The 21,616-nt window shown below is 66.5% G+C and carries 23 protein-coding genes and 1 tRNA gene; 11 read left to right on the top strand and 13 right to left on the bottom strand.

Features of this window, described 5'->3' with window-relative positions; translation table 11 throughout:
• The first annotated feature begins 1 nt into the window (after position 1).
• Entirely contained in the window at positions 2 to 1,702 is a 1,701-nt protein-coding gene (locus TMO_RS01140) for a methyl-accepting chemotaxis protein (protein WP_014743740.1), read from the top strand.
• Between the two features lie 30 nt (positions 1,703 to 1,732).
• Here the strand turns inward: TMO_RS01140 and TMO_RS01135 are convergent, their stop codons facing one another.
• Positions 1,733 to 2,161, bottom strand: coding sequence for a DUF1810 domain-containing protein (locus tag TMO_RS01135; protein ID WP_014743739.1), 429 nt, complete (start codon positions 2,159 to 2,161; stop codon positions 1,733 to 1,735).
• Positions 2,162 to 2,311: 150 nt separating this feature from the next.
• On the opposite strand from TMO_RS01135, the gene TMO_RS01130 reads away from it, so the two are divergent.
• On the top strand, positions 2,312 to 3,172 hold the full coding sequence (locus TMO_RS01130; protein WP_014743738.1) for an AraC family transcriptional regulator: 861 nt from the start codon (positions 2,312 to 2,314) through the stop codon (positions 3,170 to 3,172).
• A gap of 2 nt (positions 3,173 to 3,174) precedes the next feature.
• On the opposite strand, the gene TMO_RS01125 is transcribed toward TMO_RS01130, so the two are convergent.
• Together TMO_RS01125 and TMO_RS01120 are read right to left on the bottom strand one after the other, a co-directional pair.
• Positions 3,175 to 3,936 (bottom strand): SDR family oxidoreductase, encoded by a 762-nt coding sequence (locus tag TMO_RS01125; RefSeq protein WP_014743737.1) that lies wholly within the window; start codon positions 3,934 to 3,936, stop codon positions 3,175 to 3,177.
• 93 nt (positions 3,937 to 4,029) lie between these two features.
• Entirely contained in the window at positions 4,030 to 4,491 is a 462-nt protein-coding gene (locus TMO_RS01120) for an Lrp/AsnC family transcriptional regulator (RefSeq protein WP_014743736.1), read from the bottom strand.
• A gap of 151 nt (positions 4,492 to 4,642) precedes the next feature.
• On the opposite strand from TMO_RS01120, the gene alr reads away from it, so the two are divergent.
• The gene (alr, locus tag TMO_RS01115) at positions 4,643 to 5,809 is read left to right on the top strand and encodes an alanine racemase (protein ID WP_014743735.1); all 1,167 of its coding nucleotides are present in this window, start codon (positions 4,643 to 4,645) and stop codon (positions 5,807 to 5,809) included.
• Positions 5,810 to 5,891: 82 nt separating this feature from the next.
• Positions 5,892 to 7,148, top strand: coding sequence for a D-amino acid dehydrogenase (locus tag TMO_RS01110; RefSeq protein WP_014743734.1), 1,257 nt, complete (start codon positions 5,892 to 5,894; stop codon positions 7,146 to 7,148).
• 122 nt (positions 7,149 to 7,270) lie between these two features.
• Here the strand turns inward: TMO_RS01110 and TMO_RS01105 are convergent, their stop codons facing one another.
• Positions 7,271 to 8,686: a methyl-accepting chemotaxis protein gene (locus TMO_RS01105; RefSeq protein WP_228382249.1), complete on the bottom strand. Its 1,416-nt coding sequence runs from the start codon at positions 8,684 to 8,686 to the stop codon at positions 7,271 to 7,273.
• Here TMO_RS01105 and TMO_RS31130 point away from each other — a divergent pair.
• Both TMO_RS31130 and TMO_RS01100 read left to right on the top strand, forming a co-directional pair.
• On the top strand, positions 8,673 to 9,032 hold the full coding sequence (locus TMO_RS31130; protein WP_145978045.1) for a hypothetical protein: 360 nt from the start codon (positions 8,673 to 8,675) through the stop codon (positions 9,030 to 9,032). The two genes, TMO_RS01105 and TMO_RS31130, sit on opposite strands and share 14 nt — an antisense overlap.
• Before the next feature lie 332 nt (positions 9,033 to 9,364).
• Positions 9,365 to 9,805, top strand: a complete 441-nt coding sequence (locus TMO_RS01100) for a c-type cytochrome (RefSeq protein ID WP_014743732.1) — start codon at positions 9,365 to 9,367, stop codon at positions 9,803 to 9,805.
• A 79-nt stretch (positions 9,806 to 9,884) separates the two neighbouring features.
• Here the strand turns inward: TMO_RS01100 and TMO_RS01095 are convergent, their stop codons facing one another.
• From TMO_RS01095 to TMO_RS01080, 4 genes are all read right to left on the bottom strand, one after another.
• On the bottom strand, positions 9,885 to 10,592 hold the full coding sequence (locus tag TMO_RS01095) for a cytochrome b/b6 domain-containing protein (RefSeq protein WP_014743731.1): 708 nt from the start codon (positions 10,590 to 10,592) through the stop codon (positions 9,885 to 9,887).
• A 209-nt stretch (positions 10,593 to 10,801) separates the two neighbouring features.
• Positions 10,802 to 11,362, bottom strand: a complete 561-nt coding sequence (locus TMO_RS01090; protein ID WP_014743730.1) for a phage tail protein — start codon at positions 11,360 to 11,362, stop codon at positions 10,802 to 10,804.
• Positions 11,363 to 11,375: 13 nt separating this feature from the next.
• Positions 11,376 to 11,927 carry a phage tail protein gene (locus TMO_RS01085; protein WP_014743729.1) on the bottom strand — a complete coding sequence of 184 codons (552 nt, stop codon included), beginning with the start codon at positions 11,925 to 11,927 and terminating at the stop codon, positions 11,376 to 11,378.
• A 90-nt stretch (positions 11,928 to 12,017) separates the two neighbouring features.
• Positions 12,018 to 12,575: a phage tail protein gene (locus TMO_RS01080; protein WP_014743728.1), complete on the bottom strand. Its 558-nt coding sequence runs from the start codon at positions 12,573 to 12,575 to the stop codon at positions 12,018 to 12,020.
• A 648-nt stretch (positions 12,576 to 13,223) separates the two neighbouring features.
• Between TMO_RS01080 and TMO_RS01075 the strand changes: the two genes are divergently transcribed.
• On the top strand, positions 13,224 to 13,523 hold the full coding sequence (locus tag TMO_RS01075) for a DUF6916 family protein (protein WP_041604772.1): 300 nt from the start codon (positions 13,224 to 13,226) through the stop codon (positions 13,521 to 13,523).
• Here TMO_RS01075 and TMO_RS01070 read toward each other — a convergent pair.
• Together TMO_RS01070 and TMO_RS01065 are read right to left on the bottom strand one after the other, a co-directional pair.
• Positions 13,505 to 14,086: a GNAT family N-acetyltransferase gene (locus TMO_RS01070; RefSeq protein WP_014743726.1), complete on the bottom strand. Its 582-nt coding sequence runs from the start codon at positions 14,084 to 14,086 to the stop codon at positions 13,505 to 13,507. The genes TMO_RS01075 and TMO_RS01070 overlap by 19 nt on opposite strands.
• A 125-nt stretch (positions 14,087 to 14,211) precedes the next feature.
• Entirely contained in the window at positions 14,212 to 14,493 is a 282-nt protein-coding gene (locus TMO_RS01065) for a PqqD family peptide modification chaperone (protein WP_014743725.1), read from the bottom strand.
• 198 nt (positions 14,494 to 14,691) lie between these two features.
• Here TMO_RS01065 and TMO_RS01060 point away from each other — a divergent pair, with 198 nt between their 5' ends.
• The 3 genes from TMO_RS01060 (at position 14,692) to arsK (ending at position 17,252) form a co-directional block, all read left to right on the top strand.
• A complete protein-coding gene (locus TMO_RS01060; protein ID WP_014743724.1) occupies positions 14,692 to 15,438 on the top strand; it encodes a carbonic anhydrase in 747 nt (248 codons plus the stop codon).
• A 234-nt stretch (positions 15,439 to 15,672) separates the two neighbouring features.
• Positions 15,673 to 15,999 carry an ArsR/SmtB family transcription factor gene (locus tag TMO_RS01055; RefSeq protein ID WP_041605194.1) on the top strand — a complete coding sequence of 109 codons (327 nt, stop codon included), beginning with the start codon at positions 15,673 to 15,675 and terminating at the stop codon, positions 15,997 to 15,999.
• The gene (gene arsK, locus TMO_RS01050) at positions 15,999 to 17,252 is read left to right on the top strand and encodes an arsenite efflux MFS transporter ArsK (protein WP_041605191.1); all 1,254 of its coding nucleotides are present in this window, start codon (positions 15,999 to 16,001) and stop codon (positions 17,250 to 17,252) included. The genes TMO_RS01055 and arsK overlap by 1 nt, the downstream gene beginning before the upstream one ends.
• A 95-nt stretch (positions 17,253 to 17,347) precedes the next feature.
• On the opposite strand, the gene TMO_RS01045 is transcribed toward arsK, so the two are convergent.
• Positions 17,348 to 17,437, bottom strand: a tRNA-Ser gene (locus TMO_RS01045).
• A 279-nt stretch (positions 17,438 to 17,716) separates the two neighbouring features.
• Between TMO_RS01045 and TMO_RS01040 the strand changes: the two genes are divergently transcribed.
• Complete coding sequence (locus TMO_RS01040; protein ID WP_014743721.1) at positions 17,717 to 18,040, top strand: hypothetical protein; 324 nt, start codon at positions 17,717 to 17,719, stop codon at positions 18,038 to 18,040.
• A 66-nt stretch (positions 18,041 to 18,106) separates the two neighbouring features.
• Here TMO_RS01040 and lepA read toward each other — a convergent pair whose 3' ends face one another.
• Together lepA and TMO_RS01030 are read right to left on the bottom strand one after the other, a co-directional pair.
• Entirely contained in the window at positions 18,107 to 19,906 is a 1,800-nt protein-coding gene (lepA, locus tag TMO_RS01035; protein ID WP_014743720.1) for a translation elongation factor 4, read from the bottom strand.
• A 149-nt stretch (positions 19,907 to 20,055) separates the two neighbouring features.
• The gene (locus tag TMO_RS01030) at positions 20,056 to 21,462 is read right to left on the bottom strand and encodes an adenylate/guanylate cyclase domain-containing protein (RefSeq protein ID WP_014743719.1); all 1,407 of its coding nucleotides are present in this window, start codon (positions 21,460 to 21,462) and stop codon (positions 20,056 to 20,058) included.
• Positions 21,463 to 21,616 lie beyond the last annotated feature (154 nt).

Below are 21,616 nucleotides of genomic sequence, written 5' to 3'. Positions count from 1 at the left end.
GATGCAGTTCCTTACCGCTACCAGCCTGCGCGTCAGGCAGATCCTGGGCTTTGCCGTCCTGCTCATGATGCTGGCGGCGCTCACGGCCGTGGGTATTTCTCAGGTCGATACGATCGACGATACCCTCACCCGGATCAACACCGTCAATTCGGTCAAGCAGCGCCACGCCATCAATTTCCGGGGCAGCGTCCATGATCGCGCCATTGCGCTGCGCGACCTCGTCCTGATCCAGGATGCCGCAGAACGTCGCAAGGTCGTGGCCGACATCCGCCGGCTGGAAGGCTTTTATGCCGAGGCGGCACGCGCCCTGGACGGCATGATCGCCGCCGGTGTGGAGATGACGGCGGAAGACCGCACCCGGCTCGACCGGATCAAGGCGGTGGAAGCCCGGACGATGCCCATGGCCGCACAGATCATCCGGCTGAGCGAGACGGGCGACACCGCCGGCGCAACCCGGGTTCTGATCACCAGCGCACGCCCTGCCTTCACCGAGTGGCTGGCGGCGATCAACGCCTTCATCGACCTGCAGGAGGTCAAGAATCAGGAGGCGGGCGCCATTGCGGCAGCCAAGGCGAGCGGCTTTCGCGAGCTGATGATCATCGCCTGTGCAGTGGCGCTGGCGGTGGGCCTGCTGTTCGGCCTCTGGTCGGTGGCGGCGCTCAGGCCGTTGCGCCGGCTGACCGGGGTGATGCTCACCCTCGCCCGCGGCGACCTGACGGTCGAGGTACCGAAGGTCGCCAGCCGCGACGAGATCGGCGACATCGCCGGCGCGGTCGCGGTCTTCAAGGCCAATGCGATCGAGGCGGCCGACTTCCGGGCCCGGCAGGAGTCCGCCGAGCGCGACGCCCAGGCGCGCAAGAAGGCCGAGATGGCAAGCCTCGCCCAGAGCTTCGAAAGCCAGGTGCAGGGCGTGGTGACGGGGCTCTCCGGCTCGGCGGACCAGCTCCGCAGCTCGGCCCGCGCCCTTTCGGGCACTGCTGAAGACACCGAACGCCGGGCGCATCAGGTGCTGCGTTCGGCTGAATCCGCCTCCACCAATGTTCAGACCGTCGCCGCCGCCACCGGCCAGCTTTCGGCATCGAGCAACGAGATCGGCCGGCGGATCGAGGAAAGTGCCGCCAAGGCCCGCACGGCCGCGGACCAGGCCGAGGGCACCAATGCCGTGGTCCAGGGCCTGCGCGAGAAGGCCGAGCGGATCGGCAATGTGGTGAAGCTGATCTCCGACATCGCGGAACAGACCAATCTGCTGGCGCTGAACGCCACCATCGAGGCGGCCCGCGCCGGCGATGCCGGCCGCGGCTTCGCCGTGGTCGCGAACGAGGTGAAATCGCTCGCCACCCAGACGGCGACCGCCACCGGCGACATTGCCGCCCAGATCACTGACATCCAAGCGGTCACCCGCGACGCCGTCGGCGCCATCCAGGCGATCGCTGCTGCGATCCGCGAGGTCGACGGCATCGCCGCCACCATCGCCGCGGCGGTCGAGGAACAGAATGCGGCCATCGGCGAAATCGGCCGCAATGTCGATCAGGCCTCGCGTGGGACCGGTGAGGTCAGCGAGGCGATTGCGGGCGTCGGCGAAGCGGCCTCGCGCACCGGCAGCGCCGCCGCCCAGCTGCTCGGCGCATCGGAAGAGCTGTCGCGTCAGGCAGGCGCCCTGCAGACCCAGCTCGACCGCTTCCTGGCCGGCATCAGGGCCTGAGAATCCGGGTCTGAGGATCCGGCGACCGGATCAGGCGAGCAGATCGCGTGTGGCGGGATCGGGCATCCCGCCACACCAGCGGTCCAGGGCGGTCTGGAAGACCGGCCGCCCCGAGACGGCCCCGAACAGGGTGACGCAGGACCGGAATTTCAGGTCGTCCGGGCTGCCGAAAAGCGCGTGCAGAGATGCGGCGGGGGCGGCGGTCGCCGTCTCCACCGCACCGACCAGTCGCGGGCCCAGCACCGGATGAGCAAGATAGGCTCGGGCCTCGTCGGCATCGCCGATGCCATAGCGCTGCGCTGTGGGGCTGCGGCCAAGGGCGCGCAGCTGCGGGAAGATGAACCACATCCAGTGGCTGCGTTTCGCGCCTGCCCGCAGCTCCGCCAGCGCCTGATCGAAGACCGGCGCCTGGGCGGTCACGAAGCGCACGAGATCATAAGGGTCGTCAGCCGGCGTCATTGAACCTGTCCTTCGTGATGGTCCTGGTCGCCTTCTCCGGAAAGAGTCGCTTTCTCTGGAAAGAATGGCGATGACGGCAAGCGCGATCAAACCGGCCCTGGCCGATCATGCCATCATCATGTGGTCGAGAACGTCGAGGAGAGGCAAAGCATGGCCGATACGCCGGTGGACAGGGTGCTCTGGTTCATCGACGGCCATTATCGCGAGGCGCTGGACCTGGACCGCATGGCCGAGGTCGCCGGCGTGTCGCGTTTTCACCTCTGCCGGGCCTTTGCCGCCGCCACCGGCGGCACGGTGACGGGGCGGCTGCGGGAGGTACGCCTGCACGCAGCCGCCCGCCTGCTGGCGGCTGGTGCGCCGGACATCCTCTCCGTGGCACTCGACTGCGGCTACGGCTCCCACGCCGCCTTTACCCGGGCCTTCCGGGACCGGTTCGGGGTCACCCCCGTCCGCTTCCGCACGGCCGCCCTCGCCGCCCCCTTGCGCCATTCCCCCGTCCACAATGTGTTTTCGGAGACCGCCATCATGCAGCCGACCATCATCCACGATCTGCCGCCGCCGCGCACCGAACGTACCGGCCCGCTCCGCATCGCCGGCCTCAGCAGCCACTACGACATCAGCACCATCGGCACCATCCCGGCCCTCTGGCAGAAACTGGTCATGGAATACGAGCCACTGCCCGGGCGGCTGGACGGCGTATCGCTGGGGGTGTGCCATGCCGGGGATGCCGAAGGCGGCTTCGACTATCTGGCCGGTGCCCAGGTCACCGGCTTCGACGGCCTGCCGGAAGAACTGACCCGTCTGGAACTGCCGGCCCGCAACTATCTGGTCTTCGCCTGGCCGGGGCACATCTCCGAGGTTCGCAACCTGGTCCATACCATCTGGAACCACTGGCTGCCGACCCATGGCGTGACCCCGGCCCGGGCGCCGGATTTCGAGCGCTACCCTGAAAGCTTCGACGGGGCCACCGGCGACGGCGGTTACGAAATCTGGATCCCGCTCGACGACTGATCTCAGCGCACCGCCGAGACCCCGCCATCGACCACCAGCGCCGTGCCGGTGGTGAAGCTCGACATGTCGCCTGCCAGATAGAGGGCAGAGCGGGCGATTTCGGCGGGGTCCGCCAGACGCTTCAGGGCATGCAGCCCTTCGACATGAGCGCGGGCTTCAGGGGTCGGCATGGCGCCGCGGCCCATCGGGGTGTCGGTGCCGCCGGGGAGCAGCGCATTGGCGCGGATGCCCTGGTGCCCGTATTCCGCCGCGATCGCCCGGGTTAGGCCGACCACCCCCGCCTTGGCCGCCGCATAGGCGCCCATCATCGGAAAGCCGACGACGGGCCCCACAAAGCTCGACGTGAAGATCAACGAGCCACCGCCGCGGGCGATCATCGCCGGGATCTGATGCCGCGCGCCCAGGAAGGCCGCGGTCAGGTTCACATCCAGCACCATCCGCCAGTCGGCCTCGTCGAGCCCGGTCACCGGCACCGCCAGTCCGGTCAGACCCGCATTGTTGAACGCAATGTCGAGCCCGCCGAATTGCCCCTCGGCGGCCTCGACCGCCGCCCGGGCCACGGCGTCATCGCGCACATCCCCTGCGACCGCCACCGCTTCCCCACCCCGGGCGGCAACCTCTTCCACCAGCCGGTCGAGTTCCTCGCGCCGGCGGGCGACCACCACCAGCCGCGCGCCTTCGGCCGCAAACAGTTTCGCGGCCTCGTAACCGATCCCGGAACTCGCCCCGGTCACGATCGCCACCTTTCCATCAAGCTGCGACATCGGTCGCTCCTCCTGCGTTGTCGATGGCAGGAGCATCGCCATGGGATCGACGGCCGGCCATCCGGCTGCGGTCACGGCATCCGAGGTTCCGCATCACACCGGCTGGCGGTTGCGGATCACCGTCCGGATCGCAAAGCTCGACTGGATGCGTGCCACGCCCGGCATGCGTGAGAGCACCTCCTTGTGGACCCGCTCATAGGCGGCCGCATCCTCGGTCTCGACGCGGAGCAGATAGTCCGACAGGCCGGTCATCAGATAGCACTCCCGCACCTCGGGGCAGCGACGGACCGCCATCTCGAACCGGTTCAGCACCTCTTCGGTCTGACGCTCCAGGGTGATCTGGACGATGACCACCGTCGGTTCCTCGTCGGCGGGCAGGTCGATGAGCGCGGTATAGCCGCGGATCACCCCGGATTTCTCCAGCAGTCTCAGGCGCCTGAGGCAGGCCGATTGCGACAGTCCGACGGCCTCGGCGAGGCGCGCATTGCTCATGCGGCCGTCCTTCCTGAGCAGGCGGACGATGCGGTCGTCGACCGGGTCGAGATGCAGCGGCATGATCTGCGGTTTCCCTCGCAGAAAATTGTGTATGCCCCGATATCTTCGATGATTCTGCGGCAGATCGGCAAGACAATCGACGATCTTTGTTCATACGCTGTGTGGAGTGCCATCCCCGCCCGAGCCGACCGCCGATCGAAAGCCGCATGCCATGAATGTGAGCGTCAGCGCCGCCCTGTCCGACCGGGAGACGACACGCCCCCGCACCGCGGATGATGCCGCGGCAGCCCGCGCCGGGGCCTTCCTGACCATCGATCTTGCCGCCCTTCGCGAGAATTACCTGGCGCTGCGCAGCCGCCTTGGCGGGCGGGCCTGCGCGGCGGTGGTCAAGGCCGATGCCTATGGTCTGGGGGCCGCACGGATCGCGCCGGTCTTTCATGAGGCCGGCTGCCGGCATTTCTTCGTCGCCCATCTGGATGAAGGCCTGGCCCTGAAGCAGGCACTGCCCGACGACTGCGCCATCATGGTGCTGCACGGGCCGATGCCGGGCTCGGAAGCCGATTGCGCCCATGCCGGGCTGGTACCGGTGCTGAATTCCATGGAGCAGATCGAGGCCTGGGGTGGTCTCGCCCGGGCGCTGGGCCGGCGGCTGCCGGCCTTCGTGCAGATCGACAGCGGCATGTCGCGCATGGGCCTGCCCGAGGCCGACATCACCCGCATCGCCGCCACGCCCGACCTGCTGGACGGGATCATCGTCGAGGCGGTGATGAGCCATCTGGCCTGTGCCGACGAGCCCGACCATCCGGCCAATGCCGAGCAGCTGGCGAATTTCCGCCGCCGCAAGGCGCTGCTGCCCGACGCCCCCGCCTCGTTCGCCAATTCGAGCGGCATCTTCCTGGGCCCGGATTACCAGTTCGATCTGGCCCGGCCGGGCGCGGCGCTCTACGGCCTGAACCCGCAGCCCCATCTGCCCAACCCGATGAAGAACGTGGTCCGGCTGATGGCCAAGGTGGTGCAGACCCGCGAGATCCCGGCAGGTGCCCATGTCGGCTATTCCTGGCGCTTCCGTGCCGATCGTCCGACCCGCATCGCCACCGTTTCGGTCGGCTATGCCGATGGCTGGCTGCGCAGCCTGAGCGGCCGCGGCGCCGTCCTGGTCGACGGCCGGGCGGCCCCGATCGCCGGCCGGGTGTCGATGGACAGCATTACCGTCGACGTGACCGACCTGCCCCCCGAGGCCGTGAAGCCCGGCAGCCTGGTCGAGCTGATCGGCCCCGATCAGACCCCGGATGCCGTGGCGGCCCTGGCCGGCACCATCGGTTACGAGGTGCTGACCAGCCTGGGCAACCGCTATCACCGCCGCTACCTGAACGGCTGAGCACCGCCGAGCCGTCCCGCCACCCACACCCCACGCACCCCGGCGGCCCCCTGCCGCCACCTTCGAAGACTGGGCAGAGCCTGTGAAGATCATCATCCTCGGTAGCGGCGTCCTTGGTGTCGCGTCGGCCTATTATCTGGCCCGCAAGGGGCATGAGGTCACCGTCGTCGACCGCCAGCCGGCGGCGGCGATGGAGACGAGCTTCGGCAATGCGGGGGAAGTCTCTCCCGGCTATTCGGCCCCCTGGGCCGGGCCGGGCGTGCCGCTGAAGGCGATCAAGTGGCTGACCATGGAGCATGGGCCGCTGAAGATCCGGCCCAAGCTGTCGATGCATCAGTGGTCGTGGCTGGCGCAGATGCTGGCCAACTGCACCAGCGAGCGCTATGCGGTCAACAAGGCCCGCATGGTGCGCATCGCCGAATACAGCCGCGACTGCCTGAAGGAGCTGCGCGCCGAGATCGGCATCACCTATGACGAGCGCACCATGGGCACGCTGCAGCTGTTCCGCAAGCAGGAGCAGCTGGACGGCATCGATGGCGACGTGAAGGTGCTGAAGGACAGCGGCGTCGCCTTCGAGGTGCTGGATCGCGACGGCTGCATCAGGGTCGAGCCGGGCCTCGCCCGCGTGCGCGACAAATTCGTGGGCGGGCTGCGCCTGCCGGGCGACGAGACCGGCGACTGCCACATCTTCACCCAGAACCTGGCCGCAGAGGCCGAGCGCCTGGGCGTCACCTTCCTCTACGACACCAGCATCCAGGCGCTTGCAGCCGAAGGCGACCGGATCACCGGCGTCTCGACCAGCCGCGGCGTGCTGACCGCCGATCGCTATGTGGTGGCGCTGGGCAGCTATTCGCCGCTGCTGCTGAAGCAGATCGGCATCAAGGCGCCGATCTATCCGGTGAAGGGCTACTCGATCACGGTGCCGATCACCAACAGCCAACTGGCACCGGTCTCGACCGTGATGGACGAGACCTACAAGATCGCCATCACCCGGCTGGGCGACCGGATCCGCGTCGGCGGCACCGCCGAACTCGCCGGCTTCGACCTTGCGCTGCGCGACGGTCGTCGCAAGGCGCTGGAGCATTCGGTCTCGGATCTCTTCCCCGAGGGCGGCGACGTGGCGGCGGCCAGCTTCTGGTGCGGCCTGCGCCCGATGACGCCGGACGGCACGCCGATCATCGGCGGCACGAAATATCGCAACCTCTGGCTCAACACCGGCCATGGCACGCTGGGCTGGACGATGTCCTGCGGCTCGGGCCGGGTGCTGGCCGATCTGATCTCGGGCGACAGGCCCGATATCGACACCCACGATCTGGCGATCAACCGCTACGCCGCCTGATCGACAGCCTTTCATCCCTTCGCCGGTCCTGTTCCGATCCAAGCTCCGGTCCGGCGCGAAGACGCCCCCGCCACCTTCGGGTGACGGGGGCGTTCTTCGTTGCAGGCGGCGGGTGGCCCTCCTCAGGCCACCTTCACCTCTTCGATGAAGCGGGTAACGTCGCCGCGCAGCACGTCGGCACGCTGGGCCAGGCTGCCGCCGGCGGTGAGCACCTGGCGGCCGGCGGCACCGGTGCGGCTGGCTTCGGCCGAGACCTTGACCACGGTTTCCGCCACGTCGCGGGTGCCGTTGGCCGCTTCGGAAATGCTGCGGGCGATCTCGGTCGCCGCGGCTGCCTGCTGCTCCACGGCAGAGGCGATGGTGGTCGCAATGGCATCGACTTCCGACACCCGACGGCCGATACCGCCGATGGCATCCACCGCCGCATCGGTCTCAGCCTGAACGGCGCGGATCTGGGCGGCGATTTCTTCGGTCGCCTGGCTGGTCTGGCGGGCGAGGTTCTTGACCTCGGCCGCGACCACCGCGAAGCCCTTGCCGGCATCACCGGCCCGCGCCGCCTCGATCGTGGCATTCAGTGCCAGCATATTGGTCTGGGCGGCGATGCCGTTGATCAGGTCGACCACCCGGCCGATCCGGTCGGCCGCTTCGGCCAGGCCGTGGACGGTAGAGGCGGTGGCATCGGCCTCGCGCACCGCCAGGGCGGTGATGCGCGCACTTTCGGTCACCTGCCGGCCGATCTCGCGGATCGAGCTGGTGAGTTCGTCGGTGGCCGCCGCGACGGTCTGGACATTGGTCGAGGTCTGTTCGGTTGCAGCCGAGGCCGAGCCGGCATGGGCATTGGTCTGTTCGGCGATGCGGGTCATTTCGACCGCGGTCGATTCAAGCTCGTTGGCGGCCCCGGCGACCTGGTCGACCAGCTCGGCGATCTCCAGATCGAAATCACGCACCAACGCCTCGATCCGGGCGGCACGGGCATCGCGGGCGGCCTGATCGGCATCATGTTCCGCCTGCAGGCGCTGGCGCTCACGGGCGTTGTCGCGGAAAACCTCCAGCGCCCGCGCCATCTCCCCCAGCTCGTTGCGCCGGTCGGTGCCGCGGATCTCGACCGTCACGTCGCCATCAGCCAGCCGGCCCATGGCACCGGTCAGGCCGCGCAGCTCACGCGACAGCCCCCGCGCGTTGAGCGTAGCCAGCCCCACCAGAACCAGCGCCAGCAGCCCCGCCCACAGGGCATTGCGCAGCATCGCCGCCTGAAGCTCGGCATTCAGATCGTCGATGTAAACGCCGGACCCGATCACCCAGCCCCATTCCGGTACCAGCTTCACATAGGACAGCTTCTCCACCGGCTCGGTTCCGCCCGGGCGCGGCCAGTGATAGGTCAGCAGCCCCGACTTTTCCGGCCCGGTGGCCGCGTCGACCATCTTGTGGAAGATCAGGTCGCCGGTCGGATCCTTGAAGTCGCTCATATCCTGGCCGTTCAGCCGCGGCTGGATAGGATGCATCACCATCCGATAGTCCAGATCGTTGACCCCAGACATATTCACCATCATTGAAGCGCATGGCCTCCAGCGCCCGCAGCGCCGCAGCCTTGGCCTGATCGGCGGTGGCGGGGGTGGCGTGCTTCACTTCGGCCGCAACGATGGCGGCCGCGGCATCCACCGAGGAGCGGACCAGCCTTTCGCGATCTTCCAGCATCTGGGTGCGCTGGTCGAAGGCGCCGATGATCGCAAGCGCCAGAAGGCCGATGGCGGAGAGCCCGACCATCACGGCAAGCCTGAGGCCGATGGTCGCGTTCCTGAGGCGCGGCAACGAGAGCGACATAGGATGTGCCTTCCCGATCTTCATGACCGGCTGCGGGGGACGAGCCGGTGCTTCTTTTTGTGAAGACAACCGGTCGATGCCTGCCCCTTTGCGGACCTGGGTACGGCATCCCGGCTGCCGGACCCCGTCCGGCGGCTGCAAGACTAGGTCTTGCACCATGAACCCGCCTTGATCTGTGCCAAAGCCTAGACCTGATGGCATCATCTGCGACGCAATGCCGCAGCCTGCTGCGAAAGATCGATCTTGTGGTCTTCCGCACGGGAAAAGTCACGGCGACGGGCTAGACTGTGTGCGTTCCGTGATCCGTCGCGGGATCACCACCGTAGTTCACGGCATGGCCACCAGACAGTCGGCCGGCCCACGAAGGCGATGACGCCTCCACGAGGACGAGACAGATGACCTTGTTGACCAGGATCGGCGCGGCCTGCGCCCTGACCGTCACCATCGCGGCCGGCGTGGCCTACGCCCAGTCCGATGTGATCAAGGAACGCCAGGACGGCTTCCAGACCATGCGCAAACAGCTGGGGACCGTGAAGGCAGCGGTCGAGGGCGGCGGCCCGGCCGATGCCGTGATCGCCCCGGCCGAGGCGATGGTGGCCTATGCCGAACGTATCCCGACCCTGTTCCCGGCCGGATCGGACAGCGGCGACACCAAGGCGCTCGCCAGCATCTGGACGGATCGTGCGGGCTTCGAAGCGGCCGCCAGCAATTTCCGCCAGGCCGCCCAGGAACTGGCCGATACCGGCCGGTCGGGCGACATGGACGCCGTTGCGGCCGCCTTCGGTGATGTCGGCAAGGCTTGCGGCGCCTGCCACAACGATTATCGCGGGAAGTAAACCGCATCTACCTGACAGAGAAGAAACGGCGACACCCCGAGGTGTCGCCGTTTCGCTGTCGGCAGACTACGGCGGCCCGCTAGCCGCCCCAGACCATGATCGCCACCACGACGGCGATCCCGACCGCAAGGGCAAGGACGGCGCGTGGCAGGGAGCCCGCCCGCGGCGGCAGCGGCTTCACCTCCACCGGCGACACCCAGGGCTTGTAGCCGGTGATCATCGGCCGGATCAGGTTCTGGCGGCGGGCGATCCAGTAGAGCAGCACCGCCGCGACATGGACGCCGATCACCCAGGGCAGGATATTGCCCAGCACCGTGTGGATCGCGGTGATCTGCAGGCGGGTGTCATAGGACACCAGTTCTCCCAGCGGGCCCACGAACAGGATGTCGTCGTCGGTGAACAGGCCTAGCGTCACCTGCAGGCCGATCAACCCCAGCAGCAGCAGCACCATCCAGCCGCCGGCGGCATTGTGCCCGGCCTCGGGCGGCGCCGTCTTCGCATCGCGCAGCTCGCGCAGATGCAGCGCCACGGCCTTCGGCCCGCGCACGAAATCGGTGAACCGGGCATGGCGACCGCCGATCACCCCCCAGATCAGGCGGAAGACGATCAGCACGATGATCGCATAGCCGCACCAGACATGAACCTGGCGCGGCCCCTCACCCGTCGCCCAGGCCCCGATCACGGCTGCGGCCAGCAGCCAGTGGAACAGGCGGGTCGGCAGATCCCAGACCAGGGCCCCCTTCGGCTTCGCGCCGCCGGGGCCGGATCGGGAGGTGGCGTCGGACATGATCTCGCCCTCTTTGTCGTCATTCGGTCATGCCGGAGGTGCGGCCACCGGGGCCGCAGCCTCTTCAACATGTCGCGGGACGACATCGCGCGGCAAGACCGCAGATCCACAGGGCCCGGCTGACGTGGCGATTGTCACGGCCGCAACGCATCAGGGGCCGGAGACGGCCTGCCGCCCCCGGCCCCTGAGGATGTTGAAAGCGTCCCCGGTCAGGACGGCCGGACCGGGAAGAACCCGTCATACACGCAGATGCAGAAATTCAGCGTCAGCGCCGGCTGCCGGTTTTCATGCGCCTGATAGCTGCCGACCTGGGTCAGGCTGCGCACATCCATCATCACTACCGGCGAGGGCGACGGCAGCGGGTTTGGATACTGGGCATAGGGGGCAGCATTCGCGGTACGCCCGAGCATTGCCGTGGCTGACGGGGTCAGTGTCTGATCACTTGTGGCGGTTTCGTTGAGTGCCTGGGCTGTGTGAGTGTGGGGCGGGATCTGTGAGATCGACAAGGTCACGGTCTCGGTCCCGATCTGCTGCGCGACGGTGCGTGGCGTCAACCCGACACCGGTTCCCGACCCGACCGCCACCTGGCCCTGCAGATTGGGCAGGTTGATCTTGTTCTGACTGAGATTGCCGCCATACATGGTACCGATCACAGCCGCCAGGGCCTGATACTGCTGGATCTGAACCTCCTGACCGGCACAATACGCCCAGTTTGCCGGCGCGAAGGCGAACGTGAATGCGCGGATTTCACCGTAAAACGGATCTGCCATGATCGCCTTCTCCTCACGGACGGGTCGGGTAATTGCCCTTCAGGGCAATGATGAAGCTGATCACCAGCCCCGGCATAATATTGGCATGCGCGCCGCCGAGCCCGGTCGACCCGATCACTTGAGACGCCATCGGTCCGACATTGGTCGACGTCGGCGCCGTGGTCCTGTAGATACCAGCAAAAGTCGGCGCCGTGCTGGTCGGCACATTGGTGCCCAGCATCTGCGCCTGGGGCGCCTCGGTGGCCGAGGGCTGCGGATAGGTCTGCCAGCTATGGCTGTGCGCCGGCATCATCGCCTCGGTCAGCGTCACCGTCTCGCTGCCGAATTGCTGCGCCAGCGGATGCGGAAACGGCATGCCCGGCCCCTGTCCGGCATGCACCGCCATCCGGCCGCGCAGATCCGGCAACGCAAAGTTGGTCACCGCGTCGCCGCCGTACTTGACGCCGAGCAGCGAGTACAGTGCCTCATTACCCACGATCGGCAGCAGCGCGCCGTTGCAGATCGCCCAGTCTTCCGGCGCGTAATTGCCGGCGAACATCCTGATTTCGCCCAGAAATCCGTCCATGATGTCTCATCCTGTCGATGAAGATCTATCAACCGGTTGTGCACACCGATCCGGTGATTGCATGCCCGGCCGCAGAGATGATGGTCGGGTTCAGGACCGCGGCGGCCACAGCCCGGTGGTCGCGATGCAGTAGTACACCGCGAGACTGGGCTGCTCGTTAGGATGCGCCTGGCCGCCACCGGTGGAGGACACCGCCTCGGGACGGAGCGGCGTCAAAGTCGCCGTCGGAGGCGGCGTAAGATAAATCTCAGGCCCATCCGGCTGGGAGCCCGATTCACGTGAGTTGGCGAGCAGTGTGGTGATGCCCGTGGACGTCGTCGGCAGGGGCAGCGTGCCCTCGGTGCTCAAGGCGGACATCGTATGGGTATGCTGGGGCAGTTGGCCGACCGTCAGCGTTACGGTCTGGCTGCCGATGGCATTCCCCATGCTGTAGGAGAAGCCATTGTGCTGGCCCTGCCCCAGAGGAGCGCGACCGCGCAGATCCGGCAACTTGAACGTGGTTGGCCAGTTGCCGCCATAGGTGTTTCCGAGCAGAGCGGCAAGCGCCTGATTCTGGCTTACCTGCAGTTCCTGGCCTTCACAGGGCAACCAACCGGTCGGCGCAAAACCGAACGGAAAGATGCGGATTTCTCCAATGAAAGGATCCATCGTCCGTCATCCTCGCGGGGATCAAACAAACATTGTGGGCCGTAGAATGAATGCAACCTTCGAACCCCCAGCAGACACCAGGGCGTGTCGCTTTTGCATGCAACCGGCTGCCACACCGATAGATTAAAGAACGCTCAACTAACAGACGCAAACAAATTAAGTGCCCACAAAATATTAAATGGGCTCGCATTGCGTCTTATTCGCAAACATAGAAAAACGCCCGCGCTCCAGAGAGCGCGAGCCTCGAAGTAAATGCAACGCCGTTCAAATGTTCTTTACGCCTCCAAAAGGGCATGAGCCTCAGGAGTTACTATAATCACCGTCAGTATTTGTCACATAGAAATTACCCAAAGTGATCGTCCCCGTCCCTTCGACAACCAAAACAGGCTTCCGCCAAGTTGCGCACACACTCTCCGCATCAGCGGGCGTGCCACTAACACGGCAGAATTCGCTACGATTTTCTTCCATAGGGCACCCCGTACGCTTGCATCACTACATGAGAGAACCAGAAGCGCAACCGGTAAGCCAACAAGAACGGCTTCCGGACGCCGCATCGTGTACTATACTACACCTGGGCGATAATATCTGACGAATTGTCGATAAAACAGCCCAAAAAGCGCACATGAAGGAACAATCATGCGATCCCTCATGGATCTTACCGCCGACGAATTCGAAGCCGCTGCCGCCCACCCCTTCGACATCCCCTCGGGCGAAGCAGGGGTTCTGATCGAACGACTCACGCTTAAAAGCGTGACCCGTAAGCCTCCGTTGCCGAGCTTCGCTCGGGAACGGTTCAGCCTGTTTCTGGACGGCAGCCGGACGGATATCGCCATCGACGGTCAGGAGGTTCTGCTGTCGCACGAAACCATGGGCCAGATGCGCCTGTTCATGGTGCCGATCGGCCGCAATCCCGACGGGACGGTGCGGTATCAGATCGTGTTCAGCTGAGCCCTCTCTCCGGCGACCGTCTCGGCATCGGTGGGATAATCCCCCCAGCTCATATAGAAATAGGGGCCTTCCAGCCGGCGATCGACGAAGCCGAGCCGCTGATACAGCCGCCGGGCCGGGTTGTAGCTTTCCACGTGCAGCCCGATATAGCGGCCGGTGCGCGCGGCTTCGTCCAGCAGCACGCGGATGATGGCGGAGCCGATGCCCTGGCCGGTGAGGGCCGGCACCAGGATGATGTCCACCAGCCGGATCTCGGGCGCGCCCCCCCGGTCGATATACAACCGGCCGACCGGCGCACCGTCCTTCGTGATGATCAGGAAGGCGGTGGTGGTGTAATGGGTGGTGTAGTGGTTGTCCTGCAGCCGGAACTGATCGGCCAGGAAACTGCGCCGCGTGGCCTCGGGCCAGCCGGCGGCCTCGAGTTCCGCCCAACGGAACGAGATGTACAGCTCGCGCAGGAAGTCGGTGTCCTGGGGCGTGCGCGGCCGGACGGCGAAGCCTTGGGCTGCAAGCGCCGGCGGCATCTCGAAACTGAGGTCGGGGGCGGGCATGGTTTCGGACATGAGGCACTGCCTGGCGGATGGGATGAGAGAGGCCATGCATCATGGCCACGCCGTCAAACCATCCCACGCAGCGGTCGTCTGCGTCCAGGCGAAGTTGCGCCCGCGGCGGGGCGGACTGAGACCACTCAGGCGGCGACGCGCACCAGATCGTGCTCGGCCATCCGCTCCAGAAGCTCCATCAGATCGGCACGGATCTCTTCGGCATCGCCCTCGTAATCGGCGACCAGGGCGGCATGAAGATCGGCCACCGAGACCGGCCCGGCCATCCGCTCCCAGATGTCGGAGCCGATCTGGTCCAGGCCGTAATAATTGCCCTTGTCGACATGCATCAGCACAACCTCGCCGTCGATTTCGGCGATCATCAGATCGTCATTGCGGGTGACGGTGGTCTCGGGCGTGATCGGCATCGGAACGTCCTCTGGTGCGTCTGCGGCTGCGGGTCGGCCGGTGAACGATCGGCGACCTCTGATGGGGAAATATATCGAGCACGACGCGACAAAGCGCCATGATCAAGTGCATCGGCCGCCGGAAAAATGCCGGATGCACCCCGGCCGCACTCTGCCTTCGGTCTCGCACAACCATGATAGGGCAAAGGAGCGACGCTGATGCCGCACCCGTCATCCCCCCACCTCTCCTCACATCCCCGGATCGGCCGCCGCAGCTTTCTGGGGCTGCTGGGCGCCGGGGCAACCACACTCGCCGTCGGCGGTACTGCACCGTCCTGGGCCGCCGATCCGCTGCCCCGGCCGGTGGTCACCGGCGATGCCGCGCTGGCCCGGCTGATGGCCGGCAATGCCCGCTGGGCCGAGGGCAAACCGGAAGCGCGCGACCCCATGGCCGGCCGCGACGCCCGCGCCCGGGCGCAATACCCGATTGCGGCGATCATCTCCTGCGCCGACAGCCGGATCGCCCCGGAACTTGCTTTCGACCAGGGGCCGGGAGAGGTGTTCGTCGTGCGCCTGGCCGGCAATTTCGCCAATGACGACGGCATCGCGAGCCTGGAATATGCCGTGGCCGTGCTGGGCGTACCGCTGGTGATGGTGCTGGGCCATTCCGGCTGCGGCGCGGTTTCCGCCACCATCGACGTCATCCGCAACGGCACCATCCTGCCCGGCCATCTGCCCGGCCTGATCGATGCCATGCGCCCGGGCATCGAGCCGGTGGTCCTGTCCTCCGCGACCGGCCGCCCGGCCGCAGACCTGCTGGCCGATGCAACCATCGGCAATGTCCGCCACACCCTCAGCACACTGGCAGATGCAACCCCGGTTCTGTCCCAGGCCATCGCCGACACCCGTGTCAAGGCGGTGGGCGGGGTCTACGACATCGCAACCGGCAAGGTGACGCTGGTCTGACGAGGGCCTTGAAACCGGGCGCCGGGCCGCCGCTCGCCCACACGGTGGGTCGTATGCACGATAACCACCTGGATCATGAGCCAAGGGTGCATGGACGGCCCGTGATCGCCGGAGGGTAGCTCCGTCACGGAACACCGCCCCCGCAGGCATATGTCATCAAAGCGTGATGGCGGATCCGCCACAGCTTGATCATCATCTCCATATCTCATGAGTCATTGAGATATGGAGATGATGATGGACGAACCGCAGGCACTGACAGCCTTCGCGGCACTCTCCCAGGAGACCAGGCTCCGGATCGTGCGCCTTCTGGTCACCGCCGGACCTGACGGGCTGGCGGCCGGCGCCATCGGCGAGGCGATGGGGGGTGCGTCATCATCACGCATGTCCTTCCATCTCGGGCAGCTTCAGCAGGCAGGGCTTGTCACCTCCCGTCGCAACGGCCGCTCCATCCTCTACAGCGCAGCCTACCCGGCACTCTCGGATCTCGTCGACTTCCTGATGCGTGACTGCTGCCAGGGTCATCCCGCCGTATGCGCGCCGGCCAGCGCGGCAGGCGGCTGATGCAGATCCTGACGGAAAGGTCGGATGTCAGGGCCTGGAGCGATATTGCAGCGCTCGGCCTGACGCAGATCATCGGCTACGGCACGCTCTATTACAGCTTCGGCATCCTGGCGCCTGCCATGGCTCGGGATCTCGGCTGGCCGGAGGAATGGGTATTCGGCGCCCTGTCGATCGCGCTGCTCACGGGCGGTCTGATCGCCCCCTGGTCCGGACGATGGATCGACCGTTTCGGTGCCGGCAGGGTGATGACCGCAGGTTCCGTCACCGCAGTGCTGGCACTGGCGGTCTGCGCGGCGGCGCCCTCCGGTTTCACCTTCCTGCCAGCCCTCATCGCCATCGAGATCGCGTCGACCATGGTGCAGTACGGCGCGGCCTTCCCCCTGCTCGTCCAGCGTCATCCGCGGACGGCCCAACGCAGCATCGTCTGGCTGACCCTGATCGCCGGCTTCGCCTCGACCCTGTTCTGGCCGTTCACGTCGTGGCTGCACGGCTTCATGAGCTGGCGCGAGGTCTACATCGTCTTCGCGGCCCTCAACCTCATGCTATGCGTGCCGTTACACGCCTGGCTGAGCCGCCCGGCGGAGGCGGACCCGAAGACGCTCCGTGCCGGGCAGCCTGCCTCGGACCCGCCCGAGAGCCCGCAGGGCAGCGTCGCGCCTGCCAACCGACGAACGGCGTTCATCCTGATGGCGGCCGCTTTCGCCTTCCAGAGCTTCGTCAGCTCAGCGGTGCTGGTTCACATGCTGCCGATGCTGGGCAGCCTGGGCCTCGGGGTCATCGGGGTAACGGTCGGCGCCCTCTTCGGCCCATCCCAGGTGGCGAGCAGGTTGATCAACATGATCTTCGGCCGCAACCTGTCGCAGCTCATCCTGGCTGCGGTCGCCGCAGCCCTGTTGCCGGGTGCGCTGGTACTGTTGACGCTGACCGCGCCTTCGATTGCCGGGGCCATGGCCTTCGCCGTTCTGTTCGGCATGGGCAACGGCCTCTACAGCATCGTCGGCGGCACGCTGCCGCTGGCCCTGTTCGGCGCGGACGGCTATGGCCGGCGTCAGGGGCAGATCATGTCGGTCAGGCTGATCGTGGGATCCGTCGCACCATTCGCCTTCGCCCTGATCATGCATCAGCTCGGCATTCATACAGCGCTCGGCATGTCGGCAGGTCTGGGGTTCTGCGCCGTCGCCGCGCTGGCAATGGTCGCCGTTCTGCTACGGCGGACAGCCATGCCGGCTTCCACGGCGTCCGCGGTGCCATGACGAACGACCTTGCAATATCCCAAGGCCGGACGAGTGTCCGCCCGTCGCCGTGAGCGGCGGCGCTATCGGACCCGAGAGCGGAGATCGGTGGTGCGTGGCGGAGGGAGTGGGATTCGAACCCACGATACGTGTTACCGTATACACACTTTCCAGGCGTGCGCCTTCGACCGCTCGGCCATCCCTCCGGCCTTGTGCCCGATCGACTGTCTTGCTTGGGATGCTTTGCGGTGCGTGCATCCCGGTCGACCGGCGGCGCGCATTATAGCTGGACGACGGCGGGGCGCAACCGCCGATCTGGGGTCCGGGCCGGGATAATGGCAAGGGCATGTCGGAGCCTGGACATGCCGGGGCATATGCCGGAACCGCATGGCGGACGAAGTGCGGCGGCGGTTGCCAAGACGGGTTGATGGTCTAAGCTTGTCGTCGCTGGTCCTTGCACCCGCAGAACGGAGATTGTCTGCCGCATGTCGGTTCGCCGAAGCCTCGCCTTCCTGCTGCTCATCGCCGCCCTGGTTCTCGTCGGTCTCGAAGCCGTCGGGGCCTGGTATCAGGGGACATGGGAGATCATCCCCCTGTCCAGCCTGTGGGCAGCCATCGACCGCAACAGCCTGATCGGCCTGCAGGCCGGCATCGAGAACGCCCTGTGGCCCGGCCTGTGGCCGCCGGTGCGGACGGTTCTGGAACTGCCGATCTGGGCGGTGGCGGGCGTGCTGGGCGTCCTGCTGCTGGCAACCGGCGGCAGAAGCGGCGAGGGTGACCGGCGTCGGCGGTTCAGTCGGCGGCGCTGACGAAAAATGCCCGGGGTGCATCAACCCCGAGCATCAACTTTATCCGGACGACCGTCGATCGGTCGATCAGCCGTCGATCTTGAGCGCGGCGATGAAGGCCGACTGCGGGATCTCGACATTGCCGTAGGTCCGCATGCGCTTCTTGCCTTCCTTCTGCTTCTCCAGCAGCTTGCGCTTGCGGCTGACGTCGCCGCCATAGCACTTGGCCAGCACGTCCTTGCGCAGTGCCTTCACGGTCTCACGTGCCACCACCCGGCCGCCGATCGCCGCCTGAACCGCGATCTGGAACATCTGGCGGGGGATCAGGTCCTTCAGCCGTTCGCAGATCACCCGGCCACGCCCCTCCGACATGGCACGGTGGACGATGATCGACAGCGCGTCGACCGGCTCCTTGTTGACCAGGATGGTCAGCTTGACGAGATCGCTCTCCTCATAGCCCTGAAGCTGATAGTCGAAGCTGGCATAGCCGCGGCTGACCGACTTCAGCCGGTCATAGAAATCGAACACCACCTCGGCCAGCGGCAGTTCATAGACGACCATCGCCCGGCCGCCGACATAGGTCAGCTCCTTCTGCCGGCCGCGCTTCTCTTCGCAGAGCTTCAGCACGGCGCCCAGATGGTCGTCCGGAACCATGATGGTGGCGTTGATCATCGGCTCTTCGATATGGTCGATCTGCACCGGGTCGGGCATGTCCGCCGGGTTGTGCAGCTCCATGATCGAGCCGTCGATCTTATAGACCTTATAGACCACGCTCGGCGCGGTGGTGATGAGGTCGAGATTGAACTCGCGCTCCAGCCGCTCCTGGATGATCTCAAGATGCAGCAGCCCCAGGAAGCCGCAACGGAAGCCGAGGCCCAGCGCCGTCGAGGTCTCGGGCTCGAAATGCAGCGCCGCATCGTTGAGCCGGAGCTTGCCCAGGCTGTCGCGCAGATGCTCGTAATCGCTGGCATCGACCGGGAAGAGCGAGCAGAACACCACCGGCACCGTCGGCTTGAAGCCGGGCAGAGGGGCCGCCGCCGGCCGGTCCTCTTCGGTGATGGTGTCGCCGACCTGGGCATCGGCGATGTCCTTGATGCCGGCCGTGATGAAACCGATCGAGCCGCAGCCCAACGTGTCGATCATCAGCGGCTTGGGCGTGAACACGCCCACCCGGTCGACCGGATGCGCACGCTTCGTCGCCATGAAGCGGATCTTGGCGCCCTTCTTGAGCGTCCCGTCCTTCACCCGTACCAGAATGACCACGCCCAGATAGGGGTCGTACCAGCTGTCGACGACCAGCGCCTTCAGCGGTGCGGCCGGATCGCCGGCAGGCGCCGGCAGGCGGGCCACCAGGGCCTCCAGCACATCGTCGATGCCGACACCGGTCTTGGCCGAAATCGGGATCGCCTGCGAGGCATCGAGCCCGATCACGTCCTCGATCTGCTGCTTGATGCGCTCGGGTTCCGCCGCCGGCAGATCGACCTTGTTCAGCACCGGCACGATCTCGTGATCATTGTCGATGGCGAGATAGGCATTGGCGAGCGTCTGCGCCTCGACGCCCTGGCTGGCATCCACCAGCAGCAGAGAGCCTTCACAGGCCGACAGCGAGCGGCTGACCTCGTAGGAGAAGTCGACATGACCGGGCGTGTCGATCAGGTTCAGCTCGTAGGTCTTGCCGTCCTTGGCGTCATAGGTCAGCCGGACGGTCTGCGCCTTGATCGTGATGCCCCGCTCGCGCTCGATATCCATCGAGTCGAGGATCTGCTCCTTCATCTCGCGGCCCTGAAGACCGCCCAGCCGCTCGATCAGGCGGTCGGCGAGGGTCGACTTGCCATGGTCGATATGGGCGATGATCGAGAAGTTGCGGATGTTCGCGAGGTCGGTCATGGACATCCCCGAAGGGCCGGGCCCCGTCAGCCGGATGGGCACAAGGGGCCGGGCAGGCACAAGCGTTTGAGTTGCCGGGGAACATAAGGCCCGCAAGGGGCGCTGGCAACCGGGATCGGCGTCGGCGGGCCGGCGCAGGCAGACCGGGTTCAGGCGGCGCCGCGCACCAGCCCGTTGGCCACGGCCGGCGCTTCGTCTTCGGCCTCGTCCATCTCCACCACCCAGGGTGTGGCGTGGAGGCCCGGCAGGATCACGTCTTCATCCTGATCTGCCGCGGTATGCCCCAGCACCGCATAGAGCTGGATCGGGTCGGTCTTGCCGGCGAGCACGGTCGGCGCCAGCCGCTCGAGCAGGAAGCCCCCGCCGGCCTTGGCGACCACAGCCTCCGAGATCAGCAGGTCACGGCCATGCTGTTTGCACGCCGCCTCGATCCGGCTTGCAGTGTTGACCGTATCGCCGATCACCGTGTGTTCCAGCCGCTCGGGCGTGCCGACATTGCCGACGAGCGCCGGGCCGACATGCACGCCGATATCCTGGGCGAGCGGCGGTTCCCCTGCGGCGATCCGCCGCCGGTTCAGCCGCTCCAGCGCCTCGCGCATGGCAAGCGCCGTCTCCAGCGCCCGGCGGGCCGGGTTGGGGTCGGGTTCGGCCGAGCCGAAGGTCACCATGATCGCATCGCCGATGAACTTGTCGAGCGTGCCGCCATGGGCGAAGACGGTGGCGACCATCTCGGCATGGTAGCTGCGCAGCAGATCCAGCACATGGGCGGGCGGCATCTGGGCGGAGAGGTGGGTGAAACCGCGGATGTCGGCGAACAGAACCGCCACCTCGCGCACCACGCCGCCGGGGCGGAAGAAATCGTCACCGCCTTCGGCGATCCGGGCGGCCACGGCCGGCGAGAAATAGCGGCGAAGCTGGTCCGAGGCATGCTGCTGACGTACCGCCTGAACCGCCATGCGGCGGGCGACCCGGGTCATGACGGCGAGCAGCAGCCCCACCACCATCACGATCACCATATCGGCGACCACCAGCCTCGGCGCCACCCCCATGCCGGTCATGGCCGCGAGCGGATCTGTGGTGATCGCCGTGCGCGGATCATTCAGGATCATGCCCGAGAAACCCCCATAGATCGCCACGAAGCCGACGGCGATCACCAGCGGATAGGCCGGACGGAAGGCGAGCGCATTCACCACCATCACCATCAGCACGCCGACGGTCATGCGGGTCTGCAGGAAGAATTGCGGCCCGACCACCTGATCCGCGCCGGTGCCGATATACCAGATCACCGGCAGCCCGCTCAGCACCAGCACATCCAGAATGGTCGCCAGATAGCCGGTCAGCTTGGGACAGCCCTGGCGATCCAGATGCATCAGCAGGGCTGCGGTACCGATCGCAGCACCGCCGCAGAGCAGACCGACCAGCGCCAGTTCACCGATGGTGTGATAGAGGAAGACGTGCAACCCGAAGACGATGCCGAGCATGCCGAGCCGGGCAACCAGCGCAAAGCGCACGCCCTTCTTTTCCCGGGCAAGCAACAGTTGATCGACTTCGGACATGCGCCGGCAGCCTCTGACGGACAGGTATGGCAAGAAATGTGGCGATCTGGCGGAGGGTACAGCCGCCCCACCGCATGCAGGCCGACCGCATATGGGCGTGTTTCCGGGCGCCATCAATGCCGCAACCGTTCCGAATGACACCCGGATGACAATC

Source organism: Tistrella mobilis KA081020-065 (assembly GCF_000264455.2).
GTDB lineage: Bacteria > Pseudomonadota > Alphaproteobacteria > Tistrellales > Tistrellaceae > Tistrella > Tistrella mobilis.
Note: the sequence above shows the minus strand (reverse complement) of the source record. Positions and strands in the feature narration are given on the sequence as shown.

Bases quoted from the DNA above. Each gene is read 5' to 3' on its own strand.
- TMO_RS01140 (WP_014743740.1), top strand. From the start codon at position 2: ATGCAGTTCCTTACCGCTACCAGCCTGCGCGTCAGGCAGATCCTGGGC.
- TMO_RS01135 (WP_014743739.1), bottom strand. From the start codon at position 2,161: ATGACGCCGGCTGACGACCCTTATGATCTCGTGCGCTTCGTGACCGCC.
- TMO_RS01130 (WP_014743738.1), top strand. From the start codon at position 2,312: ATGGCCGATACGCCGGTGGACAGGGTGCTCTGGTTCATCGACGGCCAT.
- TMO_RS01125 (WP_014743737.1), bottom strand. From the start codon at position 3,936: ATGTCGCAGCTTGATGGAAAGGTGGCGATCGTGACCGGGGCGAGTTCC.
- TMO_RS01120 (WP_014743736.1), bottom strand. From the start codon at position 4,491: ATGCCGCTGCATCTCGACCCGGTCGACGACCGCATCGTCCGCCTGCTC.
- alr (WP_014743735.1), top strand. From the start codon at position 4,643: ATGAATGTGAGCGTCAGCGCCGCCCTGTCCGACCGGGAGACGACACGC.
- TMO_RS01105 (WP_228382249.1), bottom strand. From the start codon at position 8,686: ATGTCTGGGGTCAACGATCTGGACTATCGGATGGTGATGCATCCTATC.
- TMO_RS01100 (WP_014743732.1), top strand. From the start codon at position 9,365: ATGACCTTGTTGACCAGGATCGGCGCGGCCTGCGCCCTGACCGTCACC.
- TMO_RS01095 (WP_014743731.1), bottom strand. From the start codon at position 10,592: ATGTCCGACGCCACCTCCCGATCCGGCCCCGGCGGCGCGAAGCCGAAG.
- TMO_RS01090 (WP_014743730.1), bottom strand. From the start codon at position 11,362: ATGGCAGATCCGTTTTACGGTGAAATCCGCGCATTCACGTTCGCCTTC.
- TMO_RS01085 (WP_014743729.1), bottom strand. From the start codon at position 11,927: ATGGACGGATTTCTGGGCGAAATCAGGATGTTCGCCGGCAATTACGCG.
- TMO_RS01080 (WP_014743728.1), bottom strand. From the start codon at position 12,575: ATGGATCCTTTCATTGGAGAAATCCGCATCTTTCCGTTCGGTTTTGCG.
- TMO_RS01075 (WP_041604772.1), top strand. From the start codon at position 13,224: ATGGATCTTACCGCCGACGAATTCGAAGCCGCTGCCGCCCACCCCTTC.
- TMO_RS01070 (WP_014743726.1), bottom strand. From the start codon at position 14,086: ATGTCCGAAACCATGCCCGCCCCCGACCTCAGTTTCGAGATGCCGCCG.
- TMO_RS01065 (WP_014743725.1), bottom strand. From the start codon at position 14,493: ATGCCGATCACGCCCGAGACCACCGTCACCCGCAATGACGATCTGATG.
- TMO_RS01060 (WP_014743724.1), top strand. From the start codon at position 14,692: ATGCCGCACCCGTCATCCCCCCACCTCTCCTCACATCCCCGGATCGGC.
- TMO_RS01055 (WP_041605194.1), top strand. From the start codon at position 15,673: ATGGACGAACCGCAGGCACTGACAGCCTTCGCGGCACTCTCCCAGGAG.
- arsK (WP_041605191.1), top strand. From the start codon at position 15,999: ATGCAGATCCTGACGGAAAGGTCGGATGTCAGGGCCTGGAGCGATATT.
- TMO_RS01040 (WP_014743721.1), top strand. From the start codon at position 17,717: ATGTCGGTTCGCCGAAGCCTCGCCTTCCTGCTGCTCATCGCCGCCCTG.
- lepA (WP_014743720.1), bottom strand. From the start codon at position 19,906: ATGACCGACCTCGCGAACATCCGCAACTTCTCGATCATCGCCCATATC.
- TMO_RS01030 (WP_014743719.1), bottom strand. From the start codon at position 21,462: ATGTCCGAAGTCGATCAACTGTTGCTTGCCCGGGAAAAGAAGGGCGTG.